Origin of the sequence: Sphingomonas edaphi (assembly GCF_003583725.1) — a bacterium.
Lineage (GTDB): Bacteria > Pseudomonadota > Alphaproteobacteria > Sphingomonadales > Sphingomonadaceae > Sphingomicrobium > Sphingomicrobium edaphi.
In genome coordinates, this window is record NZ_QXTF01000004.1 from 104106 (window position 1) to 127147 (window position 23042).

Consider the following 23042-nt stretch of genomic DNA (forward strand, 5'->3'; position numbering starts at 1 on the left):
GAACAGGCATTCGTTTCAAGGCTCTATAGGTTTCGCTCAAACTCCACCTGTTCAATTAGGGTCAACGCGAACGATTCACTTGGGTTTCACAATCCCAAGGCAGCGGGCCGAGCATGGCTATGGGTACCCCGGGAATTTCCCGGAGGCAATCGGAAGCGAAACAATTGGAACTCAGTGTTTGATGACGCCTATCGGCTGCAGGCAAAGCCGTAACGGTACGGGGCCGAAGGAAACAGCGGTTTATCCAATAATTCCATAATCTTGCCTGCCGACGTTGGCTTGGCAAAATAGTATCCCTGCATCAGCTTTGCTCCCAGATGCGAGGCGTGCAGGCTCTGGTCGAACGTCTCAATTCCCTCGACTACACAGTCGACCTTCATCTGCCGGCTGAGTTCGAGCACTGTTCCAATGGCAGCGCGGCAACGCACGTCCTGCGCGATATGCTCGATGAACGCCCCGTCGATCTTGATTACGTCGATCGGCAATCGGTGAACCCTGCTCAAACTCGACTGGCCCGAGCCAAAGTCGTCCAGTGCGAAGCGGAAGCCGGCGGCTTTCAGCCGGTTCATGCCCGCGATCCCGCTTTCGATATTCACAAGAGCCGTTTCTGTAACTTCGAACACGATATGATCGGGCGGCGCTCCCGTGGACGTGGCTGCGATGGCCAGCTGGTCCAGGGCGTCCGGAATGATGAGGTCCCTTCCGCTGATATTGATGAACAGGGAGGCGCCCGATTCCCAGACCCGGCATTCCTTGACCGCCCGCTCTACGATGGCGTGAGTGACCGCATTGATGTGACCACAGTTCTCCGCCATCGAAATGAAGCTGCCGGCGCTGATGTTTTCGAGCCCCGGCGAATTCCACCGGGCAAGGGCTTCCACGCCGACGACCGCTTTCGTCCGCGTATCGATGATCGGTTGATAGGCAAGTCCGAGATATTGTTCGAAGCCCGGCCGGCTGACGGTGGAGATAAGCTGCTGCTTGTTTTGCAGCTCGCGGTCGAGCTTCTCGCCATAGACAACGACCGATGGTCCCTGCTCCGTCTTGGCCGAATACATCGCATGGTCCGCTCGCTCCAGGCAGTCCTTGACTGTCAAACCCTTGGACGGGGCATCGAGGAATCCCAGAGAAGCACTCACTCCAAAACGCAACTGCTCGTGCTCGATGGGCACACTCAGGCTCGTTGCCACCTCAATTAATTTTGCACGTCCCACGGGGCGTTCGGGCGCGAAGATAACCGCGAATTCGTCGCCGCCGAGCCGGCCTATCACGGCATCGGGCAGCAACTCCCTGAGGCGTTTCGCCAAGGTGACCAGCAGCGCATCCCCAGCCCCATGACCCAGGGAATCATTGACGTCCTTGAATCCATCAAGGTCGATCATTGCCAGCTGCACACTGGCGTGCGCTGGTCCGGGCAAAACCTCTTCAAGCTTCCTCAAAAATGCCCTGCGATTGAACAGACCGGTGAGCGGATCCTCGGAGGCAAGCAGGCTCGTGCGCTCCACCAGTCGTTCGGACTGCTCGTGCCGCTGTGCCAATCGCCGGCGAGCGTGCGACAGTGCGAGGAAGTTGCCCTGATAGGAAAAGGCGACGCGAACGACGACCGCGAACACAACCGACTGGAGGATGGCAATCGCGTTACCGTTAGGATGCGGCCACAGGAAGTAAGCAACCGTGGACGGGGCAATGACTGAGCAAGCCACCAGTGATGCTGCGAATGGCGTAGCACCGAGGCACAGGATCGCGACAACTCCACTAACAACGCTCAGCACATGGACCATGTCCTGCTGATTTGTATCGCCATACGGATAAAGCGAGAGTGCCCAAGTGACGATAGTCAGCCCAATGATAGGGCTGAAAAGCTGGAGCTGGCGGATGCCTGCCCGAACTTGCGCAACTGTTGCTGTCATCCTCCGCGTTGACCGCCAATACACCAGCCGAGCCGAGATGAGCGCGGTGAATACGCCCGGGGCGACCAGCGACAGAACCACCGGTGCCGACGAGTAAAATCTCAAGGCACAGATCCAGATGGCTGCAAGGACCACCAGGTAGAGGGGAACGAGGCGGCCGGTCAGAAGCAGGATGGCCTCGTCCGCGCATCCGTCATTCTCGCGAGGCGCCAGCCGATAATCGATGCGTGCAGCATCCCGCAGCCATCGCTTGAGCCGGTTCACGTCCACAACTTGCTCGCTCGTTGAAAATCGGTGACGCAAGCTGGAGGCTCGCTGCCACCGATCGTGCCTTTCAGCAGCCAAGGGTTTTCTCTGGAACCAGGCGAGATTGCCCTGTGACCAGATGGTACAATGCCGCTTAACAACGCCTTCGAAATCCAGCCATTTCGGACCAATTGGGACACGCAGCACCGGAAAATTGCCTTGGCACGGACGTGAGCTCTTCCCGAGCCGGTCAGCGGCGTTAGGATGCCTCCATAGCTGCGCTCACAAGCGGTGCGTCATGCTTGTCGAGAGGGGCGCCCGCTAAGATCGACAAGCCAGTTCGTCGGGGAGTTCTATGAAAACGACATTAGCTTCTGCATTCTTGCTTACCGTTTCCTCTGTCGCGGTAGCTGCCGCCCCCTCGCCCGTCGTTCCTCGGCCTGACGCGATGAAAATGGAGGGTGTTCCTCAGGTCCCCCTCGCCCTTGCCGAAGCGACCCGCCCCTATCTCGAGTACAGGACAGCAAGCTTGGCTGGCTGGAACGCATCTGATCGTTCCATGCTCATCCAGACGCGCTTCGGGAACACGGCTCAGTTGCACGTCGTCAAAAGCGCCGGTGGCGCACGCCAGCAGATCAGCTTCGAGCAGGAGCCAGCTAACGGGAGCTGGTCACCTAACGGTGATGTTCTCCTCGTGAGCAAGGACGTCGGCGGAAGCGAATTCTACCAGCTGTATACGCTCAGTAATGGGCGGCTGCGCCTGCTGACTGACGGAAAAAGCCGCAACGAATTCGGGACCTGGAGCAAGGACGGCAGCCTGATCGGCTACTCGTCGACGCGCCGCAATGGCGCTGACAGCGACCTTTACGTGATGGATCCGCGCGACCCTTCGACCGATCGGCTCATGGCGTCGGTAAAGGGTGGCGGCTGGAACATCGAAAGCTTCACGCCCGACAAGAAGACCGCCATCGTCCGCCAAGGCATTTCAGCGACGAAGAGCAATCTTTGGCTGGTGGATGTCGCCACTGGCAAGCTCACGCCGCTGGGAAATCATTCCCGGGATATCGCGTTCGGGACGGTGAAGCTTGCCTCTGATGGTCGGGCATGGACCCTGAGCGATGAGCAGTCTGATACTCTGCGTCTAGGAACGATAGATCTGTCCTCCGGGAAGTTCGTCGCACGCAGCCCGTCCATGAAATGGGATATCGAAGAATTCGACATCAGCTCAGATGGCCGGACACTTGCCTTCCTCACGAACGAGGCCGGCGTAAGCCGGCTCTACCTGCTGGATACTGCCACAGGCTCTATCCGGCGCGTGGACGCTCTGCCTTCGGGTGTCGCGTCGAACCTCGAATTTGCTCCCTGGGGCGAGATTGGGCTGACCCTGTCTTCCGCCCGCATTCCGGCCGATGCCTTCGCCATCAATCCAACTACGCTCGCCGTCACCCGCTGGACGGAAAGCGAAACGGGCGGACTTGATGCCAAGCTAAACGTCGAGCCTGAACTCGTTTCTGCTCGGAGCTTCGACGGAGAGCCAATTTCCGGTTTTCTCTATCGCCCCGACCCGGCGAAATTCCCCGGTAAACGGCCGCTGCTTATGTGGATCCACGGCGGCCCGGAAAGCCAGGCGCGCCCTTCCTTCCTCGGTCGCTACAACTACCTCATGAACGAGCTTGGCATCGCGATGTTTTACCCGAACGTTCGCGGGTCCTCTGGCTACGGAAAGCGGTTCATCAGCCTCGACAACGGTCCCTTCCTCCGAGAAAACTCGGTCAAGGACATCGGCGCGCTCCTAAGCGTACTAAAGAAAGACGAGAGCATTGACGCTTCGCGTATCGCCCAGACGGGGCGCTCCTATGGCGGCTATATGTGCTACGCCAGCGCGATCTTTTATCCGGCTGACTTCAAAAGTGCCAACTGCGTCGTCGCCATCTCCGACTTCGTGACCTTCCTCAAGAACACGCAAAGCTACCGGCGGGATCTTCGCCGCGTTGAATATGGCGACGAGCGGGACCCCAAGCAGCTGGCTCAGTTCAAGAAGATCGCTCCCATGGCGCGCATCGGCGAGATCAAGATGCCGCTCTACATCGTCGCAGGTGAGAACGACCCACGTGTTCCTGCATCAGAGGCAAGGCAGGTGGCAGCTGCGGTGAAGCAAAGCGGCACGCCGGTCTGGGTCTCCATTGCTGCCAACGAGGGCCACCAATGGGGCAAGAAAGAGAATGTTGACTACCAGTTCTGGACCGACCTGCTCTTCTGGCAGCAAACTTTGCTGGGACAGCCCGCGAATTGAGAGTTTAAAACTGCACCTTCCTCGTGGAGGTGCGGCTCTTCACTGACATCTCTACTGGCGCTTTTCGCGCAACCGGTACGCGCCATTCCGCGCCTGCGTAGAGCCGTTTGGCCGGCAGCGTTTCGCATTGCGTGGGAGCGCTGCACTGCTTGCCTTCGATGAGCTCGACGCTCTCGTTGCCGTCGTTTTTGACGATCAGGGTCGATCCTTCCCAGCGGCCACTAACCTGCGACTGCGAGTTAGCGGGCCGGACGAGTGCGAGAACGTCGTAACCGACCAGAACCTTCAGGCCTGACTGGTCCTTGGCAAGTTCGCCGACGACCGGCTTCACCGTCACTCGATAGACGCGTTCGCGCTCAAGGCTTTTCCCGAGGGCCGCAATCCTGATGAGCTTATGCTGTCCCGGCTCAAGAATAAGCCGGTTCGGAGATACCAGGAGACCCAGCTTTTCGGGATTGCTTTCTTCGCGGCGGTGCTCGGCGGCAAGACCTGCGCCGACAATTTCGGCTGGCGTTACGGAGACGAAGGCACGCTCCTCGCCGTTGTTCCAGATCTCGATGTCCTGTCGATGGGCCGCGCCCGACCCCAGGTCCACGATCAGCTGGCTCAGAACGATCTCTGCTTGCGCTGGTTGAGCTGACATCAAGGCCGGAACAGCAGCAGCGATCCAGACCCAGCGCTTCTTCATCATCGACACTGAATATCTCCTACCGCCTGATACGCCTCGGCGGTTAACTTTGGCATTGTGACGCGGCATTGACCGGAACCCTCTGATTGAAGCGTGATATCGTCGCCATCTCGGGTGTCGATTTGGAAATAGCCTTCGTCATTCGATTGTCCCACGCCGTATTTTCCCTGCAACAGAGCGTTACGAATGGGGCTGCCGTCGCGGTTCAGCAGACGGCCGTAAGTCGTCTGGACAGTCGCGGCATCCCAGTGGAGCTTGGCGACGGATCCTGGAAACAGGGTAACCCGGCGTGCCGAAGCATCGTAATTCGACGCCGTAGCTCCCGCCTGGCGAATGCGGACATCATAGCGCCGGTACGGCGTAAGAAAGAGCGCAGTCTTCTCCCCCGCCGCTACCTTCGCGACCGTCGCATCGTTGACTAAAACGTCGAACATTGCGTCTGAATCCTGGGCCGCGACGCCTACAAGTACAGCGCTCTCGTTGATGTTCCGGCCACCGACCTCGAAGTCCGTGCCGCCAGCCACAGCGCCCGTGGTGATCGACAGGCCATACTGGGTCGAGCCCGAGAAATCGTGCAGGAGATCTGCGCGCCCTACGCCATAAGGTGTGTACAGCGATCCCGAGGCCCGGGCAGCCGTGGATTCCACCGTGCGGTCAATTCCTGCCCCAAGGGTGTAGCGACCAAGAGCGCTGGCTTCCTCGGACCACTCGGCATCGATCGTGCCGACGGCGCGCGAGCGGGATTGCCCATTCTTAAAATCCTGCCAGCGGTTGCCGGCGGCTCCAGTCACGGCAAGGCCTCCACCCGCCACCATGAAGCGAATGCCGACATAAGCAGAGGCCGCATGGCGCGTCTTCTGTGCGTCGCCTTCGAGGCGCATCTGAAGCCGCTTCTTCTGAAAGAAAAGCCAGTCGAAGCTCGGGCCGATGCTGAATTCGGACTTCGATCGGTCAGTATCGTAGAATGACGCAAACAGTCGGAGATTAGCGGCGCCCAGCCTAACGCCTACAGTAGCATTCATCTGCAGATAGTCATTCCCCGGGCGGAAGATTCCGTCATCGCCTCCGGCATCGAAGCCAGTGCCATCATAGGATCCCGGGATCAGCGCCCCCTTGCCAGCGCCCCACACCTTACGAAGGTCAAAGCTGAGATGGGCCGGACCAGTCCCGGTCGTGCTGACCTGGGCAAGGCCTCCAACATCTCCGGACGTCGATACAAGCCCACCCAAGCGAACCCGGGCATGCCGTGTCAGATAGTATAGGCCAGCTTCGCCCAGCGCTTTCTTTTGGGTGCCAAGTACGGTCCCGTCGATCCCGAAATTCCTCGACAGCCTCCTCGCCAGCCCAGCCTGGTAATAGAAGGTATCCGTGACGTGGATCGGCTTGCTGCGCCGGGTTGGCGCCAGCATGCCGGCATATGCCTGGAACACGGTTTGCCCGACCGGAGCAATACGGGCGTCCTTGATGAAAAAGCGCTGCTCCTCGCGAACCCCTCGCCCCGGCTCACGAATTTTCAGCACGATCGGATAGGATCCCTCGGGTAGCGTCGAAGTATCGAGTAACTGGTTTCCGGCATCGAGAACCTGCGAACCAATAAGCCGCCCATCGATCAGAACATCGATCTGCGATGATTGCTGCAGGAAAAGTGCAATGGGCGTCCCAATGAGTTGATCGCGTTCCACTCGGGTATCAAACTGCGTCGCTGCGCCCATGCCCACGATCCGCGTCCGTCCGGTCAAGCCCGTGCCGGGCGCCCAGAACAATCCGCCGGAATATCGACGGTCAGGGCGATCCATCTCGACCAGCATGTCGTCGACCACGAGGCCGTACTCAGAAGAGTAGCTGTTATTCGTTTTGAAGCGGCTACTCCCGAGCCCAATCAAGGTTCGGCTCTGCAGGTTGTAGATCGGCTCGCCACCGAAGTTGCCGGAGACTGCTGCTCCAAAGGAGTTGACGATACCGACGCCATTGGACGTTGGTTCGAGATAGGCCGCTTTTGAGGAGCCAGCGGCCCGAAGAAGGCTCTGGTTGACGAAAATGTCCGCGCGGAACTGGTCCTCGCTGAAGATGACGCCGACGTCCTGGGGATGCAGAATTCCGCAGTTGCGGCTATTCATTTGCGAGCAGGCCACACTGCTGTTCGTGCGAAGGTCCTTTGCGAAAAAGGGGCTCAACGTATCTGGCTCGGCATAATCCTCGAGCAGCTTGGCCACGGCCACCGGATCCGCAAAACGCAGGTAACCGGGCTGAACATGGGCTCTGGCCTCTCCAAGCCGACGTCCACCGAAAAACACGTCTACGACGAGGTCGCGTGGTCCCTGGAGCTCCGAGAAACCGTCTGGTGCCGATGCGACAATTGAATATTCCGCACCTGCTTTTGCAGGCGCAGACGAAAGCGCGGCCAAGGCGACCGCGCACGAGAGGGTGATCCGTCGAGGCATCGCAGCTGCGATCACTCGGGCGCCACGATCAGGGTCAGCGTGCCGCTGTAAGAGCCCGCAGTAGCGCTCGACAGCGAGGCGCTGGGCAGCACAACGATGAGACTGGCGGTCGTTGGCGGGCCATTACCGCACGTTTGGTTCTGAGCGTTCGTAACCTGATTGGTTATCGGCGTTCCAGCGCTCAGCAGGGTTCCGTTGGTCTGACCAGGCTGGCTGTTCCAGCGTACTTGGTACGGGAGTTGCCACGAGCCATTCATTAAGGAGAACGAGCCTCCCGGACCGGAACCGGTCGCAGTGATGCTGTAATCACTGCCGCTTCCGTTTGCCCACACGCAAACGCTTTGGCTATTAATCGCATCCGCCGCCAGATTGTTGATGGTGCCGAAGTTAACGTCGGTAAGGTTAGTAATGCGTACGCGTTGCGCTGATGCCATGGTTCCGCTGGCTAGGAGCACAGCCCCCAGTGCTACTTTGGCAATCCGATACACGCCCCGCTCGCCGCTGAAGCGAAGAGGGACACGCGATGGCCGTGCCTTGCAAAGAAGACGATCGAACACCCGCGTGTCCCTTTTCCATTATTCCGGGGCGACCAGCAGGGTCAGCGTTCCGGAATAGTTGGTCGACGCTGTCATCGCCTGGAGGTCAGGGGCGCCAATACGAACGATCAGGCTCGCAGTGTCAGCCGGCCCGGGGGCGCAATTCGCGTTAGTGGCACTGGACGTCAGACCAGTAAGGGCAATCGTCGTTGCAAGAGCCGAACCGGATGTTTGCCCGGAGGTGCTGGCCCACTCGACTGAGTAAGGAACGACTGGCAGCGCACCGCTTGCAAGGGTGAAAGCACTGCCCGCCCCACTGCCCGTTGCCGTCAGGCGGTAACCGCGCGTGGCCGTGTTACTCCAGACGCAGACATTCTGCGCATTGACCGCATCGACCGAAGGGTCGGAACCAGTCAGGTCGATGTCGGTAAGATTGGAGATGCGCACGCGAGGCGGAACGGACGCATTGATCGTCACGCTCCCTTGCGAGCTCGCCCCCATAGTTCCTTGCGTCGACGCCTGCGCTACTCCGGACGAACCCATGAGCAGAGCGGCAATCACGCACCTTTTAACGGTCGCCGGCATGTGAAAATTCCTCTTCCTTGCGAAAAGGTCCAAAATGGACGAAACCGGGTTAAGCGAAGGCGGTTAAATTTCCGTCAACAGACCTCGGTGGGACCGAGTTTTTAAAATGCGTTAACGTCGCGTTTTCCATGGTGATCGGAAGAGAAACGTCCGGAACGGATAGTTAGTTAATTCCGGCCTCACGCTAGCCGCTCACTTCTGTTCGTTGAATCAGGCGGAGGGGAAGCGGCGATGCTAGACCGCAAACGGCAAATCATCGGCCAGGTTGCCTTAGCGGTTACCATCGCTACCGTGCCGCTGGCACATGCTGACGCGAGGCAGACCGACCAAAACGTTGATGGCCTTGGCCCAACGTCATCGCAACAGGCGCGAATAACGCTCTCAGTAGCGCCGATCTTCAAACCACGCCTTCATGACAAGGAAGTTGGCAAAGCAAGCAACATCCTGTGCCTAAGCTCGAACGTCGACGCGCGAACCTTTGACCTGCTGATTGCGACATCAGCGACAGCGGGGCACGCGCAGGTGGCTACAGCAGGCACCGTGTCGATCGATGGATCCGCAGCTTGCGTGAGCTTGGCCGATCTACCCCGCTCAAGCTCGGGCAATCTAACCCATCAAACGATCATAGTTTCGCCTCGCTAATCGATGCGTACAAAGTACGTCAGGACAGCCCGGGCGTTAGCAAGGTGAACTTCGGGATCTGGACGTCGAGAAGTGCACCAGTTCCATCGACTAGGCGATAGCTCCCACTCATAGTGCCAGTCGGCGTGTCCAATGGGCAGCCAGAGACGTAGTCATAGCTCTCTCCGGGCAGGATGACGGGCATATCGCCTACGACGCCTTGACCACGGACCTCGTGGGCGTTCCCCCGTCCGTCCAGTATACGCCAATGCCGCTCGAGCAGTTGCACGACCGCACTGCCATCGTTTTCAATGCGAACATGGTAAGACCAAAACCACCTGCCCTGCTCCGGCGACGATTGTTCGGCCAGATAACTGACCGCAACTCTCACGGTGATGTCGCCAGTAACGGCGGAATAAGGGAAAAGTAGTGAGAGCGCTTCGGCCATGGTTAACGCTTTGCGTGAAATCCCGGCGTGCGCAAGAGAGCGCCTCAATTGCCGGCGGCGCGTTTCATCCGGTCGACAAGCCGGGCGCGCGCCTCAGCGACCGTGACAGCGCGGTCTGTAATCACGTCCCGGAGAAGGAAATGCCCCGTGAGAGCCATGCCCTCCAGAATATCATGCCATGACGCCATCCCCCCCTCGAGGATGAAGCGAGGCATGGGGAGCAACTTGCCGGCATAGGGCGCGGCTTCGGCTCGAGAGACTGCCCTGCCCGACCTTGGACTGACTGCAACCAGGTCATCTGCATCGCCGGTTACAGCGCAACGAGCGATATCGAGGCCAAAACCAAGTTCCGCGAGGAGGAGAAGTTCGTACCTCACCATTGCAGCTCCCCAACCGCTGGCTGATGGCGCGGCTTCGATGGCAGCGAGCAATCCTTCCAGTGCCTGAAAAATTCGAGGGTATGCCTGTCCCTCGGGAAGACCTGTTGCCGTAAGAGCGCAGGCCCAGTCGATAGCCGCGGCGGCGAGAGGCTCCTGGAGCAAGGGCGCTCGGCTGTGACTCAATTCTACGCTCGCCTGCGCGAGCTGCGCCTCCGTCCTGGATGAGAGCTCAGCGACAACCTGATTGCCGGCCAGGAGCACCGGTCGGAGATTGCGTCCCCTCGCTCCACGCACATAGCCTGCCTGTAGCCCCATCTCGGGCGTCATCATCCTGACAATCGCTCCATGTTCGCCGTGCGGGCGGAGCGCCAGGATGATGCCATTCGTCGTCGTTCGCATTAACCCCTTGGATGGAAATAATCGTGGATCTGGCGCGCCATCGCCTTGCTGATGCCTGGCGCCCGCTCAAGATCTTCGAGAGCCGCGCCCTTGACGGCTCGCGCCGTGCCAAAATGCATCAGCAGCGCACGCTTCCTGTTGGGTCCAATACCCGGAACCTCGTCCAGTGTCGAAGTGGTAAGGCTTTTCGCCCGCTTGGCGCGATGAGTACCGATTGCAAAGCGATGCGCCTCGTCGCGAAGCCGCTGCAGATAGAAGAGCAGCGGCGCATTGGGGAGAAACGTCACTTCTCGACCACCCGGAAGATGGAAGACTTCCCGCCCCGCATTGCGATCCGGCCCCTTGGCGACGCCGACGACGGGCACATCCTGGATACCGGCATTCTCAAGGATTTCCCCGACCGCCGAAAGCTGTCCCTTCCCGCCATCAATCAGCAACAGGTCCGGCCACTCACCACTCGAACGGTCCGGATCCTCCTTCTCAAGCCGGGCAAACCGCCTCTCCAGCACCTCTCGCATCATGCCGAAGTCGTCGCCCGGCGTGATCCCTGACTTGATGTTGAACTTGCGATAGCTGTTTTTACGGAAACCCTCCGGCCCCGCGACAATCATCGCACCGGTCGCGTTGGTCCCCATGATGTGGCTATTGTCATAGACTTCGATCCGCTTCGGGACGTCGGGCAGTTCGAACACTTCGGCCAGTTCCCGAAGCAGCTTTGCCTGCGTCGTTGACTCCGCCAGCCGTCGATCGAGCGCTTCCTCGGCGTTGCGACGCGCCTGCTCGACCAGCTTCCGCCGGTCGCCGCGCTGCGGGCGCTGGAGCTCAACTCTGCGCTCGGCTCGCTCCGAAAGCGCCTCAGATACCAACTCGGCTTCAGGTAGTTCGCGGTCTAGCAGGATCCGTCTTGGCGGCGGCACGTCTTCGTAAAACTGCATGAGAAAGCCAGTCAGCACTTCGGCTTCCGGGACATCAGTCGTATGCGCCGGGAAGAAGCTGCGGTGTCCCCAATTCTGGCCGCCTCGAATGAAAAAGGCCTGTATGCACATCTGGCCGGCCTTGCAGGCCAGCGCGAATATGTCGCCGTCCCCCAAACCTTCGGCGTGAACCGTCTGGCTTCCTTGGATGTACGTAAGCGCTCGCAGGCGATCCCGATACACAGCGGCTAACTCGAAATCCTGCTTTTCGGCAGCCTCGGCCATCTGCTTTCCGAGGCGCGCCTGCACTCCGGTAGACTTCCCCGCGAGGAACAGCTTGGCGTCCTCCACGAGCTCACCATAATCTTCTTCGTTGATGCGCCCGACGCAGGGCGCCGAGCAGCGGCGAATTTGATAAAGCAGACAAGGCCGGTCCCGGTTTGCGAAAAAGCTGTCAGAGCAACTTCTCAGCAAGAACAACTTTTGCAGGGCATTTAGAGTGCTGGTGACCGAACCTGCACTGGCAAACGGCCCGTAATATTGCCCCTTCGTCCGTCTCGCGCCACGATGCTTTCGCACCTGCGGGAAAGCATGATCCTCACGCAGGAGAATGAACGGAAAGCTCTTATCATCGCGAAGCAGCACATTGTACGGCGGGCGAAACCTTTTGATGAGCTGCGCTTCTAGCAGCAGCGCTTCTGCTTCAGTCCTCGTCGTAACGATGGTCATCGATCGCGTCTGACTGACCATTCTCTGCAGGCGCTTCGGCAGCTTGGTGACCTGGGTATAGTTGGTCACCCGGTTCTTAAGTGCCCTCGCCTTGCCAACGTAGAGCACGTCACCCTTGGCATCCTGCATCCGATATACGCCCGGACGAACCGGCAGCGTTTTGAGGACGTTTCTGATCGCTTTGACGCCAGCTTCCAGATCAGGCACGTCGGAGCCGCGCACGGCAACGGTTGCGGCGTCTTCATTGAACCGCTCTTGGGAGCGGGGATGGTCTGGACGATCGGCCTTACTCACGAAAGCCGACTTAAGGCGTCGATCCGCTACGCGCTAGGCCGCGGCGCGCGCCTCCTCGCTGTCGCCCAGCATCCACTCAACGGCCATTCGGCTATGAATTGCGGTAGTATCGTAAACCGGCAGCACGTTTGCGCGAACGTCCACGGCCAGGCCGAGCTCGGTGCAGCCCAGTACAACGGCCTGCACTTTCTGCTTGCCAAGCTCGGTGATCAGCGTCTTCAGCTTGCGCTGGCTTTCCCTCACCACTCGGCCTGCTGCGAGTTCATCATAGATGATGCGGTCGACTTCGGTGCGCCACATGGGCTGCAGCTCGACAAGCTGGATACCCTTCGCCTCGTAACGCTCCCGGATGAAGGGCTGGGTCATCACGAACCGGGTGCCGAGCAAGGCAACACGCGTCCGCCCGTCCGCGCTGACCCGGTCCGCCGTCGCGTCGCCGATATGAAGAATGGGAAGTCCGGTTGCTTCTCCGATTTCTTGCGAAACCTTGTGAAGCGTGTTGGATGCCAGCAGTAGCCCTTGAGCTCCGCTCGCTTTTAGACGTTGGCCCGCTTCAACGGCCGTCCGGGCGACGCCCTCCCAGTCCTCTGCCTGCTGCATGGCCGCGAAGGGGGCTAAATCGAGGCTTTCGATCGCCAGAACAGCACTGTGGAGGCCACCCAACCTCTGGGCAACGCCGCGATTGATCTGCTCATAATAGAGAGCGGTTGAGGTCCAGCTCGTGCCGCCGATGATCCCCAGTTTCTTCAATGTTCAGGCCCCTTCCCCGGGCGCACCCCTGCCGCCGACGGGCTGGGGGCTTCAACCCAGAAACGATTCAGGCCTGCAAAGTAAAAGGAAAGCGTGGTTAACCCAAGGCTTTAACGATCTCTTCGACCATCTTTTTCGCGTCGGCGAGCAGCATCATGGTGTTGTCGCGATAGAAGAGTTCATTGTCGACGCCGGCATAGCCCACACCACCCATTGATCGCTTCACAAAAAGGACGGTCCGCGCCTTTTCAACGTCGAGCACGGGCATCCCGTAGATCGGCGATCCCTTGTCAGTTTTCGCAGCTGGGTTGGTGACGTCATTGGCGCCGATGACGAAGGCGACGTCGGCCTGCGCGAACTCGCTGTTGATGTCCTCGAGCTCATGCACCTCGTCGTAAGGAACATTGGCTTCGGCAAGCAGGACGTTCATATGCCCGGGCATCCGCCCCGCCACGGGGTGGATCGCATAGTCGACCTCCACTCCCTCTTTCTTGAGCAGGTCGGCCATTTCCCGCAGGGCATGCTGGGCTTGGGCGACGGCCATTCCGTAGCCTGGAACGATGATGACCTTATCGGCCTGCTTCATCAGGAATGCCGCGTCTTCAGCCGAGCCCCGCTTGTAGGGCCGATCAATAGCTTCTGCCGTTCCAGATGAAGCCACAGCTCCGAACCCACCGGCGATAACGCTGATGAAACTCCGGTTCATTGCGCGGCACATGATGTAGCTGAGGATGGCGCCCGAGCTACCGACGAGCGCGCCGGTGATGATCATCGCGCTGTTATGAAGCGTGAAACCCATCGCAGCGGCTGCCCAGCCCGAATAGCTGTTCAGCATCGAGATCACGACAGGCATGTCCGCGCCGCCGATCGGGATGATCAGCAGGAAACCGATCAGGAAGCTGAGCGCAACGACCGTCCAGAATATCCACGGTGCCTGGTCCTGCGTGAAGTAGGCAATTAGCCCCAGGATCGCGATGAGGGTGCCAAGGTTAATGACGTGCCGCAGCGGCAGAAGGATGGGCGCACCGCTCATGTTCCCGTTGAGCTTGAGGTAGGCGATCACGGATCCGGAAAAAGTGATTGCGCCGATGGCGACGCCAAGCCCCATCTCGACGCGGCTTACCTGCAAGATCGCGCCGGTTGCATCGACGATGCCGAATGCCTCCGGGTTCAGGAAAGCTGCCGCGCCAACCAATACAGCTGCCATGCCCACCAGCGAGTGAAACGCGGCCACGAGCTGCGGCATGGCTGTCATCTGGATGCGTCGGGCAATTAGTAACCCGATCCCGCCGCCGACGAGAATTGCCGCACCGATCTCCCACAGCGAGGCTATCTCATGCGTCGCAAGCGTGGTCGCGACGGCGATGGCCATGCCAAGCATGCCGAAACGATTACCGCGCTGACTACTTACCGGGCTGGATAGCCCCCTGAGCGCTAGGATGAAGCAAACACCGGAAATCAGGTATGCGAGGAGGACCCAAGACGGGACGGCCGCGGCCTCATGCATCGCGGCGCTCCTTCTTCTTGTACATGGCCAGCATGCGATGAGTGACGGCAAAGCCGCCAAAGATGTTCACCGACGCCAGCGCCACGGCGATGAGCCCAAGCCACTTTGCACCAAGGCTCCCGCCTGCTGCTGCCGCTATCAGGGCGCCGACGATGATAACGGATGAAATCGCGTTGGTGACGGCCATCAAGGGCGTGTGCAACGCCGGCGTGACCGACCAGACGACGTAGTAGCCCACAAAGCAGGCGAGTACGAAGATCGACAGGATCGAGATGAAGTCCAAGGCGCCCCTCCCCGTTCAGTTGCGGATGTTGTGGCAAGGGGCAGCGCCATTGTCGAGGGCGGCCGGGAATCCTTCCAAGCTGGGGCGTTAAACGCTTTGAGGTTTCCGATTTGATAACCTTTTGGTGCGCATTCCCCATGGCTAGCTACGAAGGGAATCGTCAGACCATGGCATGGCTGCGCCGACGCGAAGGCAAGACCGGACCTGAGAGCCCGGCGAAGCTGCTCGCCTGGACCATTGGCCTTGGCTTGCTCTTTGGCGTCATCGGAGCGGGCGAATATGTGGAAGATCGCCTGCGGGTGGTGCGCAATCACATCAATGAACGGCCGGCAAGCGGCGAGATTGTCCTTGTCAGCATCAACGACAAGTCGCTTCGAGAGGTACATCGCTGGCCCTGGCCGCGCGACCAATATGCCCAGCTGATCACGCGCATTGACGCTGCCCAGCCCGCTATGCAGCTGCACGACATCATCCTTCCGGACCGAACCGAGCTCAAGCGAGACCGGGTCCTTGTTGCGGCGGCAGCAGAAAGCAACCATGTTTACTTTGCCGCGCTCAACCGGGCGGGGGCGCGCGAAGGCACAATTGCAGACATCCGGCCGTTTCCCGAACTGGAAGCCGTTTCCAGGGTCGGTTCGATCCTGATCAACTACAACTACGCTAACGAAATCTGGCGCATTCCGTATCGCACAGCGCTCAGCGATAAGTCAGTGCCCTCTTTCGCGGCCATCCTGGCGGGCAAAGAAAAGCCGAGCGACGAATTCTTTCGGATCGACTACACGTTCGACGTAAAATCGATACCGGTCGTAAGTGCCAGTGATGTTCTCGCAGGCCGCGTGCCTGCTTCATTCTTTAGAGGAAAGAAGGTCGTCGTCGGTACCGACGCAGAGCGGATCGGCGATCAATATCTAATACCAGGCCGCGGAAAATACGGCGGGGTCTACGTCCACATTTTTGCCGCGGAAACATTGCTCCGTGGATCGCCGATCGACCTCGGGTGGCTGCCCGGATTCATCCTCGCCGCTCTTCTCAGCGGTGCCGCCGTTTTCCTTAAAGGCCGCCGAGGCGCAGCTTGCCTTGCGACCGGGGTGCTGCTGCTCTTGGCTCTGCCGCTTATTGTTGAGCCGCAGCTTATATTCGTCGACGTGACCGCTGGCTTGTTTGTCGCGATTTGGACCGCCGCCGGATTGGGGCTGCGTTACGTGCGAAGCCGCGGATTGACCAACCCCGTTAGCGGCCTGCCCAATCTCGTTGCACTGAGGCGCGCAAAGCACGAACGCGACCGCGCCATTATTGTCGCTCGCGTCGTAAACTATCCGCAGATTGTCTCGACGCTGTCGCTCGCTAACGAGCGGCATCTGGCTCAACAGATCGTCTCGAGGCTTAACGTCGGGTCCGAAGTTGACCGGGTGTACCAAGGCGACGAAGGAATCTTCGCATGGACCGTGCCTGCAGGGACAGCAATCGGTCATCACATCGAGGCACTTCACGCTCTATTTCGAAGCCCAGCAAAAATCGCCGGGAAGCCAATTGATGTCGCCGTTAGCTTTGGCGTCGAAATTGGAAGCGGCCGATCGATCGCTAATCGCTTGGGCAGCGCACTCGTCGCGGCAGACGAAGCGACGGCCGAGGGGCTGCGTTGGAAATATCATGATCCAGAGCGCCTCAAGGACGCCGAATGGCGCCTCTCACTTCTCAGCCAGCTCGACCAGGCGATCGACGACGGTCAGGTTTGGGTCGCGTACCAACCGCAACTTGATCTTCGCACCAACACAATACGCGGTGCTGAAGCACTGGCTCGCTGGACACACCCCGAGAAAGGCCCAATCAGCCCGACCGAGTTCATTGCAGCTGCTGAACAAAATGACCGGATCGAAAAGCTAACTCTTTTTGTGCTGGACACCGCAGTGGCTGCGGCCGCGCGGCTCAACCAAGAACATTCGACATTCGACATGGCGGTCAATCTTTCTGCGCGAATGCTGACCGACAAGACCCTCCCATCGAAGGTGAAGGCAATTCTGGACCGGCACAAACTCGATCCGAAGCGGCTGACCCTAGAGCTCACGGAAACCGCTACACTCGCAAGTGCTGGAGATCTTGCTTCCCTTTTCGGCCTTCGCGACCTGGGCGTGCGGATCTCGATCGACGATTACGGCACCGGCCTCTCAACACTAGAGTATCTCAAGAAGATTCCGGCCGACGAGATCAAAATCGATCAGACCTTCGTGAAGTCGATGCGCGACCACCGGAGCGATCTGGTAATGGTTCAGTCCACGATTGTGCTCGCTCACTCCCTGGGCCGCACCGTGGTCGCGGAAGGCATCGAGACCCGTGAAATACTCGACATGCTCATCGCGATGAAATGCGAAGTGGGTCAAGGCTTTATCATTGGCCGCCCAAGCAGTCTTAACGATTTGATTAAACGGCTACTTGCTGAGCGAAAGCGACGCGCTGCATGATTTGGTAAATGCGTTGCTAACCATTTCGATTAAGGTTAACGTCCCCGTCATCGGTGCGAGTCGCCGTGTAACGACAGGGGACGACCATGAAGTACAAGAAAGCGCGCCCGACCCGTGGGCTCTGGAGCTGGCTTTTCGGTTCTGGCTGGGGCGGCGCCGGCAGCGGCGGCTAATAATTTTCGCTGAAAAGCGGTATTTTTCAGCTCTTTAGACGATCTGCGACTCTGGCGCGGATCGTCTTTTAGCGTGTACTAAGTTTGAGTTTGGCGCTGCTGGAATAGCGCATGCCCCCTGCTATCCAGGAGGCCATCAATCATCGCGCAGCGTAATCGTTACTGCTAAGGTTTGATTCGGTCGTGAACGACCTGTCCGCCGTTCGTGAGGCGGATCGCCTTAACCAACTCGTCGTCATCGGGCAGTTTAAGCGCGGACGCTTCCTTGTCCCAGAATGCTAGGAGGAAGTTCGCCAGATTTCGGGCGAACAATGCAGACGCATCGGCCGCAAGCGTGCGCGCCAATTGCACCGCGCCCACAATCTTGACGCCGTGACGGTCCACGACCTCGCCTGCAACGCACCCTTCGACATTGCCGCCCGCTTCGGCCGCAAGGTCTACAATGATGCTGCCGGGCCGCATCGACGCAATCTGCGCATCGCTGATTAGCCGCGGCGCTGCCCGGCCCGGGATCAGGGCCGTCGTGATCACAATGTCCTGCTTGGCGATATGGCCAGAAACCAGTTCGGCTTGGGCCGCCTGATACTCAGGGCTGGTTTCACCGGCATAGCCGCCCTGCCCTTCACCCTCGATGCCTGCCACGCCTTCAACGAAGATCGGCTTGGCTCCAAGTGACTGGATCTGCTCCTTGGTCGCCGACCTCACGTCTGTCGCACTAACCTGCGCGCCAAGACGGCGTCCGGTCGCAATGGCCTGCAAGCCCGCAACGCCAACACCCATTACGAACAGCTTTGCCGGACTGACCGTCCCAGCTGCCGTCATCATCATCGGGAAAGCCCGGCCGTAAAGCGACGCTGCGTCCACGACGGCCTTGTACCCCGCAAGGTTGGACTGGGACGAAAGGATATCCATGGACTGCGCGCGAGTGATGCGGGGCATCCACTCCATCGCTAGCGCCTGCAAACCGGCGGCCGCATAGGCTTTAACGTCGTCTGTCCGCCGCGTGGGATCGAGTGCACCGAGCAGGATTGCTCCCTGCTTGGCGCCCTGAAGCGATCCCGGCTCGGGCCCCATGATGCACAGGATCGCATCCGCATCTTTAAGCACGGCATCGCGGGCGCCAACGGTGGCACCTGCGGTATCATAATCGCTGTCGGCGATTGAGGCGCCCTCACCGGCGCCTTGTTCGATCGCGACCTCGATTCCCAGTGCGGTGAATTTCTTCACCGTCTCCGGGATGGCGGCAACGCGGGTTTCCGCGCTGCCTTCCTTGAGGAACGCGATCTTCAACCGGGAACCCTAGTTCGCGATGACGTAGATGACGATCGCGGTGACGATCACAGTCGCAATCGTTCCGTATTTCAGCAGCTTGATAAAGCCAGCATAGTTACGGTTGTGGGCCGGATAGTCCATCTCGGTTGCGGTCGGGTGGCCTTGATCAGCGGCCATACTGGAATCCCCTTGGTAAGAATTGTTGGCCGGGTCTTAACAAGACCGCCGCCGAGGCCCAAGCGCCTTTTTTCTTCGCGCTTAACATCAGCTTTACACCTTTGGGCTAAACCCTTGCCATGCGCGAGGAAGTTCTCCGTTCGCTGTTGCTGGTTGATGCCGATGCCAATGAGCGCCGGCAACTCTCTGCATTTGCGTCCCGGGCCGGCTGGACGATCGTCGGCGCCGCTTGCGCCGAGACCGCTGTCGGGCTCCTGCAAGGTCCTCACGGCCGCGAAGTGCGCGCAGCGTTGCTATCAAGCTGGAACGATCAACAAGGCCCTGCGCTGATCGCAGCCTTGCGACAGTGCCGTCCTGGCCTTCCCGTTATCGTCCTTGCCGAAGGCGGGTCAATTGCACTCGCCGTCGATGCCATGCGCGCTGGTGCGTCCGACTACCTTGCCAAGCCCATTGCGCCGGACCGGCTGCTTGACGCTCTCTCGTCGCACGCCGATCGCCGCCGCGCGGTCGGCGAACTGGCGCCTATCTCTGAAAAAATCGCACCGGACATCCCGCTCGATCAGCTGATCGGATCTGCCCCGGAATTCCGTGCTGCGCTGGCAGTGGCCGCTAAAGCCGCCCGCAACCGTCTTCCTATCTTGATCATTGGCGAAGCGGGTACTGGCAAGGAAACAATGGCCCGCGCCATCCATCACGCCAGCCTTCGCTCGCGGGGGCCCGTAGTGCAAATCGACTGTAAGTCAGTCCCCGCGAACATCATCGACAGCGAGCTTATGGGGCACGTACCCGGAGCATTCCCGGGCGCATTTGCCGAGCGCGTCGGGCGCATCGTGGAGGCAGACGGCGGAACCCTGCTCCTTGACGAGATCGGAGCGCTTCCTAGAGAAACCCAGGCTCGTCTCGACCGCGTCCTCGCGACAGGCGAAGTCCGGCCAGTAGGCTGCAATGGTTCGCACTCCGTCGACATTCGATTGATTGCCACCTCCAGTCGGCCGCTTCCCGACGACTTCGATGCAAACCTTGCAGAGCGGATTGGAGCGACGACGGTGACTCTTCCCCCGCTTCGCGATCGAAGCGGAGATATCCCGGGTCTTGTTCGACACTTGCTCACGCGCTTTGCCGAGGAACCCGGCATGGGCTCGCTCTCGATCAGCAATGACGCGCTAGCAGTCCTAATGCGCTACGGCTGGCCTGGAAACGTCCGGCAACTCGCCGGCGTGCTGTTCCGGGCGGCCTTGCAGGCGAGCGGCAACTCGCTCACCGCCGAGGACTTCCCGCACATCGCGATCCAGTCGCGTTTCTCTGGTCGGCGAAGCGACGTTTCTCCGGACATCGGCAAGACTTCAACAGAAGCGGCGGTCTCCGGTGGGCAGGGCGTGACGCTCTATCGCCAGGACGGGCATCTGCGCACGCTTGAAGAGATTGAAGCCGATATCATCCGGTTGGCGATCGGCCACTATCGCGGCCGCATGACCGAAGTCGCGCGTCGTCTCGGGATTGGGCGCTCGACCCTTTACCGCAAACTGGGCGAACTCGGCATCGACACCGCGGCCTAACGGCGGGGCGTCAGCGCGGCGTCCCTAAGACCTCTCCAGACCTTCAGTGCCTGCACCGTCTCCGGTACGTCGTGCACCCGGACAATCTGCGCCCCCTGCTCGACCGCCTTCAAGGCGAGCGCGATACTGCCCGCCAGGCGCTGATCGGCTGGAGCCTCTCCTGAAAGTGCACCAATCATCCGCTTGCGGCTTGCGCCAAGGACGATTGGACAGCCGAGGCCATGAAAAAGAGCCAGGCCGTTCATAAGTTCGAGATTGTGAGCGACGGTCTTCCCAAAGCCAATGCCCGGATCCACGAGGATTTTGGTCCGCGAGATCCCGGCATTTTCAGCTACAGTGATGCGCTCTTCGAGCCACTTGAATACCTCGACCAGTACGTCGTCATATCGGGGCGCATCCTGCATTGTCGTGGGATCGCCCTGATGATGCATAAGGACAACCGGGACACCGGACTTTGCGGCAACGTCAGCTGACTGCGGATCCCAGAGCAATGCTGACACGTCGTTGATGATGTGAGCACCTGCTCCAACGGCCGCGGACATGACGCCGGACTTGCGAGTATCGATGGAAACAGCGTTTCCGCCGGCCGCCAGTTGCTGAATTACCGGCAGGACGCGCTCTATTTCGTCGCCCTCCCAGAGTTCACTTGCACCTGGACGCGTGGATTCTCCGCCGACGTCGATAATCGCGGCGCCTTGTGACGCCATGACGGCGCCAGCCTCAGCCGCAGCGGAAGCATCGACATACGATCCGCCGTCCGAGAAGCTGTCAGGAGTGGCATTGATGATGCCCATGACCTGCGGCTGATCGAGCCTCACCGTCCGCTCACCCAATTGCAGCGGAGTACGATTGGCCGTGATGCGCTGCCAATCCGTGTTCAGCGCATCATCGAAGCGACTTTCGATGCCCTCCACCGGCACCAATTCGCGCGAACCGTCCGCATGGATCAGTTCAACTTGAGCAAACCAGTTCAGCCCCCCAGCGAGCCGGGCGACCTTTCCATCGTGGCCGAACGGGGAATCGACGAAGCCCGTAGGCCGGATAAGCGTGCGCATAGGTTGCTATAGCGCGGCGAGATGCTTTTGCCGCAACGCATCGATCGGCTGCAATTTGCCGGCTTCCTCGACATGCCAGAAGGTCCAGCCATTGCACGAGGGAGCTCCCTGCAACGCTGCACCGATCTTGTGAATTGACCCAGCCTGTCCATCGCAGCTGATCGAGCCGTCGGCATTCACGTTCGCAGTCCAGCGACGCTTTGAATCCGTTAGCTTGCTGCCCGCCGGAACCATGCCGCTCTCCACCAGCAGTCCGAAGGCTACGCGCGGAGCGGAGCGTTTGTCGGCCATGACGGTCATTGCGCTTTCATCGAGCGGCAGGGTGGCGTCGATCCGGTTGCGTGCCACCTTCACATATTTGCGCTCGCGCTCGATGCCGATCCACTTGCGTCCAAGGCGACGGGCCACCGCACCGGTAGTCCCCGTGCCGAAGAATGGATCGAGCACGACATCCCCGGGCTTCGTGCACGCCAGGAGAATTCGGTAGAGGAGCGATTCAGGCTTCTGGGTCGGATGGGCCTTCTCGCCATTCTCGTCCTTGGCCCGCTCGCCTCCGCCGCAAATTGGCAAAAGCCAGTCAGAGCGCATTTGAAGGTCGTCGTTGAGCGCCTTCATCGCCCGGTAGTTGAAGGTGTACTTGGCCTGGCCATCCTTCGCGCACCAGATGAGCGTCTCGTGCGCATTGGTGAAACGGGTGCCGCGGAAGTTGGGCATGGGATTGGCTTTGCGCCAGACAATGTCGTTCAGGATCCAGAAGTCCGCGTCCTGCAGAATCGAGCCGACGCGATAAATGTTATGATAGCTGCCGATCACCCAGATCGTCCCGTCATCCTTTAGGATGCGGCGCGCCTCGGCCAGCCATTCGCGGGTAAAGTCGTCGTAAGTCTGGAGACTCTCGAACTTGTCCCAGTCGTCATCGACTGCGTCGACGCGCCCTCCCTCAGGACGGAAAAGGTCGCCTTGCAACTGCAGGTTGTAGGGCGGATCGGCGAAAATCATGTCCACCGACTTGTCCGGCAGGCGAGCCATCTCTGCGATGCAGTCGCCTTCGAGGATGGTATCGACGGGAAGTTCCTTTACCTTCTTGGGACTGGTGCGCGGGCGCGAACGCCCAAGGCTCTCCGTGACCGGCGCGATCATGTTCATGACTATCTTGTCCCCTTTGCTCCCATCCTCGATGAGTCAGCGCGGACTCGCGGTCAAGAAGGCGTCAACCATGACGCTCCCGTCGCCCGGGAGAACAAAAGGAATCCGGCGACGCCCAGACCACAATATGTTGAGTCCAAGCAGAAACTCCGGACTCAACCCCTAGTGGTGTGACTCAGA

The 23042-nt window shown here is 59.9% G+C and carries 18 protein-coding genes; 3 read left to right on the forward strand and 15 right to left on the reverse strand.

Going from position 1 to position 23042, the window contains the following annotated elements; genetic code table 11:
- Positions 1 to 188: 188 nt before the first annotated feature.
- A complete protein-coding gene (locus D3M59_RS10860; RefSeq protein WP_147416754.1) occupies positions 189 to 2174 on the reverse strand; it encodes a putative bifunctional diguanylate cyclase/phosphodiesterase in 1986 nt (661 codons plus the stop codon).
- Between the two features lie 541 nt (positions 2175 to 2715).
- Between D3M59_RS10860 and D3M59_RS10865 the strand changes: the two genes are divergently transcribed.
- Positions 2716 to 4449 carry a prolyl oligopeptidase family serine peptidase gene (locus D3M59_RS10865; RefSeq protein ID WP_233543236.1) on the forward strand — a complete coding sequence of 578 codons (1734 nt, stop codon included), beginning with the start codon at positions 2716 to 2718 and terminating at the stop codon, positions 4447 to 4449.
- Between the two features lie 4 nt (positions 4450 to 4453).
- Here the strand turns inward: D3M59_RS10865 and D3M59_RS10870 are convergent, their stop codons facing one another.
- From D3M59_RS10870 to D3M59_RS10920, 10 genes are all read right to left on the reverse strand, one after another.
- Positions 4454 to 5140, reverse strand: a complete 687-nt coding sequence (locus tag D3M59_RS10870) for a fimbrial biogenesis chaperone (RefSeq protein ID WP_158582015.1) — start codon at positions 5138 to 5140, stop codon at positions 4454 to 4456.
- Positions 5137 to 7593, reverse strand: a complete 2457-nt coding sequence (locus D3M59_RS10875) for a TcfC E-set like domain-containing protein (RefSeq protein WP_119533704.1) — start codon at positions 7591 to 7593, stop codon at positions 5137 to 5139. The genes D3M59_RS10870 and D3M59_RS10875 overlap by 4 nt, the downstream gene beginning before the upstream one ends.
- A complete protein-coding gene (locus D3M59_RS10880) occupies positions 7590 to 8012 on the reverse strand; it encodes a hypothetical protein (RefSeq protein ID WP_147416755.1) in 423 nt (140 codons plus the stop codon). The genes D3M59_RS10875 and D3M59_RS10880 overlap by 4 nt, the downstream gene beginning before the upstream one ends.
- A 141-nt stretch (positions 8013 to 8153) precedes the next feature.
- Complete coding sequence (locus tag D3M59_RS10885) at positions 8154 to 8591, reverse strand: hypothetical protein (RefSeq protein ID WP_147416756.1); 438 nt, start codon at positions 8589 to 8591, stop codon at positions 8154 to 8156.
- 769 nt (positions 8592 to 9360) lie between these two features.
- Positions 9361 to 9768, reverse strand: coding sequence for a Co2+/Mg2+ efflux protein ApaG (apaG, locus tag D3M59_RS10895; protein ID WP_119533708.1), 408 nt, complete (start codon positions 9766 to 9768; stop codon positions 9361 to 9363).
- Positions 9769 to 9812: 44 nt separating this feature from the next.
- Complete coding sequence (gene recO / locus D3M59_RS10900) at positions 9813 to 10547, reverse strand: DNA repair protein RecO (RefSeq protein WP_119533709.1); 735 nt, start codon at positions 10545 to 10547, stop codon at positions 9813 to 9815.
- Entirely contained in the window at positions 10547 to 12484 is a 1938-nt protein-coding gene (gene uvrC / locus D3M59_RS10905) for an excinuclease ABC subunit UvrC (RefSeq protein WP_119533710.1), read from the reverse strand. The genes recO and uvrC overlap by 1 nt, the downstream gene beginning before the upstream one ends.
- 33 nt (positions 12485 to 12517) lie before the next feature.
- A complete protein-coding gene (locus D3M59_RS10910; protein WP_119533711.1) occupies positions 12518 to 13234 on the reverse strand; it encodes an aspartate/glutamate racemase family protein in 717 nt (238 codons plus the stop codon).
- Between the two features lie 97 nt (positions 13235 to 13331).
- Positions 13332 to 14741 carry an NAD(P)(+) transhydrogenase (Re/Si-specific) subunit beta gene (locus D3M59_RS10915; RefSeq protein WP_119533712.1) on the reverse strand — a complete coding sequence of 470 codons (1410 nt, stop codon included), beginning with the start codon at positions 14739 to 14741 and terminating at the stop codon, positions 13332 to 13334.
- Positions 14734 to 15024 carry an NAD(P) transhydrogenase subunit alpha gene (locus tag D3M59_RS10920; RefSeq protein WP_119533713.1) on the reverse strand — a complete coding sequence of 97 codons (291 nt, stop codon included), beginning with the start codon at positions 15022 to 15024 and terminating at the stop codon, positions 14734 to 14736. Before D3M59_RS10920 ends, D3M59_RS10915 begins: the two co-directional genes overlap by 8 nt.
- Positions 15025 to 15161: 137 nt before the next feature.
- Here D3M59_RS10920 and D3M59_RS10925 point away from each other — a divergent pair, with 137 nt between their 5' ends.
- A complete protein-coding gene (locus tag D3M59_RS10925; RefSeq protein WP_119533714.1) occupies positions 15162 to 17483 on the forward strand; it encodes an EAL domain-containing protein in 2322 nt (773 codons plus the stop codon).
- A 338-nt stretch (positions 17484 to 17821) separates the two neighbouring features.
- Here the strand turns inward: D3M59_RS10925 and D3M59_RS10930 are convergent, their stop codons facing one another.
- The gene (locus D3M59_RS10930) at positions 17822 to 18946 is read right to left on the reverse strand and encodes an NAD(P) transhydrogenase subunit alpha (RefSeq protein WP_119533715.1); all 1125 of its coding nucleotides are present in this window, start codon (positions 18944 to 18946) and stop codon (positions 17822 to 17824) included.
- Between the two features lie 9 nt (positions 18947 to 18955).
- Positions 18956 to 19105, reverse strand: a complete 150-nt coding sequence (locus tag D3M59_RS10935; RefSeq protein WP_233543237.1) for an aa3-type cytochrome c oxidase subunit IV — start codon at positions 19103 to 19105, stop codon at positions 18956 to 18958.
- Between the two features lie 119 nt (positions 19106 to 19224).
- On the opposite strand from D3M59_RS10935, the gene D3M59_RS10940 reads away from it, so the two are divergent.
- Positions 19225 to 20661 (forward strand): sigma-54-dependent transcriptional regulator, encoded by a 1437-nt coding sequence (locus D3M59_RS10940; protein WP_119533716.1) that lies wholly within the window; start codon positions 19225 to 19227, stop codon positions 20659 to 20661.
- Here D3M59_RS10940 and folP read toward each other — a convergent pair.
- Entirely contained in the window at positions 20658 to 21716 is a 1059-nt protein-coding gene (folP, locus tag D3M59_RS10945) for a dihydropteroate synthase (protein ID WP_119533717.1), read from the reverse strand. The genes D3M59_RS10940 and folP overlap by 4 nt on opposite strands.
- Before the next feature lie 6 nt (positions 21717 to 21722).
- Complete coding sequence (locus D3M59_RS10950) at positions 21723 to 22862, reverse strand: site-specific DNA-methyltransferase (RefSeq protein WP_119533718.1); 1140 nt, start codon at positions 22860 to 22862, stop codon at positions 21723 to 21725.
- Between the last annotated feature and the right edge of the window lie 180 nt (positions 22863 to 23042).

Bases quoted from the DNA above. Each gene is read 5' to 3' on its own strand.
- D3M59_RS10865 (WP_233543236.1), top strand. From the start codon at position 2,716: ATGCTCATCCAGACGCGCTTCGGGAACACGGCTCAGTTGCACGTCGTC.
- recO (WP_119533709.1), bottom strand. From the start codon at position 10,547: ATGCGAACGACGACGAATGGCATCATCCTGGCGCTCCGCCCGCACGGC.
- apaG (WP_119533708.1), bottom strand. From the start codon at position 9,768: ATGGCCGAAGCGCTCTCACTACTTTTCCCTTATTCCGCCGTTACTGGC.
- D3M59_RS10950 (WP_119533718.1), bottom strand. From the start codon at position 22,862: ATGAACATGATCGCGCCGGTCACGGAGAGCCTTGGGCGTTCGCGCCCG.
- D3M59_RS10935 (WP_233543237.1), bottom strand. From the start codon at position 19,105: ATGGCCGCTGATCAAGGCCACCCGACCGCAACCGAGATGGACTATCCG.
- D3M59_RS10940 (WP_119533716.1), top strand. From the start codon at position 19,225: ATGCGCGAGGAAGTTCTCCGTTCGCTGTTGCTGGTTGATGCCGATGCC.
- D3M59_RS10915 (WP_119533712.1), bottom strand. From the start codon at position 14,741: ATGCATGAGGCCGCGGCCGTCCCGTCTTGGGTCCTCCTCGCATACCTG.
- D3M59_RS10925 (WP_119533714.1), top strand. From the start codon at position 15,162: ATGGCTAGCTACGAAGGGAATCGTCAGACCATGGCATGGCTGCGCCGA.
- D3M59_RS10880 (WP_147416755.1), bottom strand. From the start codon at position 8,012: ATGGCATCAGCGCAACGCGTACGCATTACTAACCTTACCGACGTTAAC.
- D3M59_RS10870 (WP_158582015.1), bottom strand. From the start codon at position 5,140: ATGATGAAGAAGCGCTGGGTCTGGATCGCTGCTGCTGTTCCGGCCTTG.
- folP (WP_119533717.1), bottom strand. From the start codon at position 21,716: ATGCGCACGCTTATCCGGCCTACGGGCTTCGTCGATTCCCCGTTCGGC.